2 protein-coding genes are annotated in these 1,786 nt (G+C 67.7%); both read right to left on the minus strand.

What is annotated here, in order from left to right; all coding sequences use genetic code 11:
• Positions 1-42: 42 nt before the first annotated feature.
• Positions 43-918, minus strand: a complete 876-nt coding sequence (locus DBR23_RS16350; protein WP_108498950.1) for an ABC transporter ATP-binding protein — start codon at positions 916-918, stop codon at positions 43-45.
• The coding region (locus DBR23_RS16355) for an ABC transporter permease (protein WP_233250498.1) at positions 915-1,786 on the minus strand (872 nt) is incomplete at its 5' end. The genes DBR23_RS16350 and DBR23_RS16355, both read right to left, overlap by 4 nt.

A 1,786-nucleotide genomic window follows, 5' to 3' on the forward strand; every position in this document is an offset into this window, starting at 1 on the left:
GCACAAAGATGCCTGCGGCGAGGGCGTGGGATTTGTTTTCCATCAGGGATGTTCCTTGTCGGGCGCAGGCACGGCGGCGGTCTGCACCGGGGCCTGCTGCACAGAGGGCACGGGGGCCATGGCGCGTTGGCCACGTTCGCCCATGAAGAAGTGCTCGATGAACGGATGCGAAAAGTGCGCCACCTCGTGCGGCGGACCAGTGACGATGACCTTCTTGTCTGCCAGCACCGCCACGCGGGTGCTGAGCGCGAACAGCGTATCCAGATCATGCGTGACCATGATCACCGTCAGCCCCAGCGCCGCGCGCAGCTCGCGCAGCAGCGCGCAGAAGTCGTCAGAGCTGCTCGGGTCCAGGCCCGCCGTGGGCTCGTCCAGCAGCAGCAGCGGTGGGTCCATGATGAGCGCGCGGGCCAGCGCCACGCGCTTGACCATGCCCCCCGACAGGTCGGCCGGCATGCGCGTGGCGTGTTCGGGCTGCAGGCCCACCATCTGCAGCTTGACCAGCGCGGCATCGCGCACCAGCTCGGGCGGCAGCGTGCCCTGCTCGCGCAGCGCAAAGGCCACGTTGTCGAGCACGTTGAAGGCCGAAAACAGCGCACCGTGCTGGAACAGCATCCCCACCCGGCTGGCAGCCCCCTCGCGCCCCATCTCGGACGCGGGCCGACCCAGCACGGTGACCTGCCCGCGCGTGGGCCGGGCCAGGCCCAGGATCTGGCGCAGCAACACCGTCTTGCCCGTGCCCGACCCGCCCACCAGCGACAGCATCTCGCCGCGCTGCACGGTGAAGTTCAGGTCCTGGTGCACGGTGAAGGTTTCGTCGCCCTTGCCAAACTGCGTCCAGAGGCCTTGCACGTCCACGATGGGCGGCTCACCGGGTGCGACGGCGATGTGTTCGGGCTTGGCGATGCGCTCAGTCATATGCCGATGTTCTTGAACGCTATGGCAAACAGCGCGTCCACGATGATCACCATGGTGATGGACGACACCACCGACGCCGTCGTGCCTTCGCCCAGGCTCTGGGTGTTGGGCTTGACGCGCAGGCCCCAGTGGCAGCCGATCAGCGCAATGAACGCACCAAACACCACCGACTTGGCCATGGCCAGGCCCAGGTTGCCGATCTTTACCGCTGCGGGCAGTGCCTGCACAAAGTACGACGGCGAGATGTCCATGGAGATGTCGGCCGCCAGCATGCCGCCCGCCAACGCCGCCAGCGTGGTCCACACGCTGATGAGCGGCATCGCCAGCGCCAGCGCCAAGGTGCGCGGCATCACCAGCCGGAACCCGTGCGGGATGCCCATCACGCGCATGGCGTCCAGCTCCTCGGTCACCCGCATCACACCGATCTGTGCGGTGATGGACGAGCCGGAGCGGCCCGCCACCAGGATGGCCGCCAGCATGGGCCCCAGCTCGCGGATCAGCGAGATGCCCAGGATGTTGACGATGAATGACTCGGCACCAAACTGCCGCAGCTGCAGGCTCATCAGGTAGGCCAGCACCACACCGATGAGGAACCCCACCAGCGCCGTGATGGGCAGCGCCGTGGCACCCATGCGGTACAGATGGCCGGACACATCACGCCACGGCCCCTTGCGCGGTGCGCGCACCAGGCGCCCCAGGTCCAGCACCAGCTGGCCCACCATCTCCAGCAGGTGGCGGGCATGGTCCACACCGTGCAGCACCAGCACACCCAGGTGATCGACCTGTTCGCCCAGGCGCCAAGGCTCAGGCGGCGGTGCAACACAGGTGAACTGCGCCACCCGTGCCAGCATGGTGCGCTGGCTGTCGG

It is taken from the genome of Acidovorax sp. HMWF018, from assembly GCF_003061035.1.
GTDB classification, from domain to species: domain Bacteria; phylum Pseudomonadota; class Gammaproteobacteria; order Burkholderiales; family Burkholderiaceae_C; genus Acidovorax; species Acidovorax delafieldii.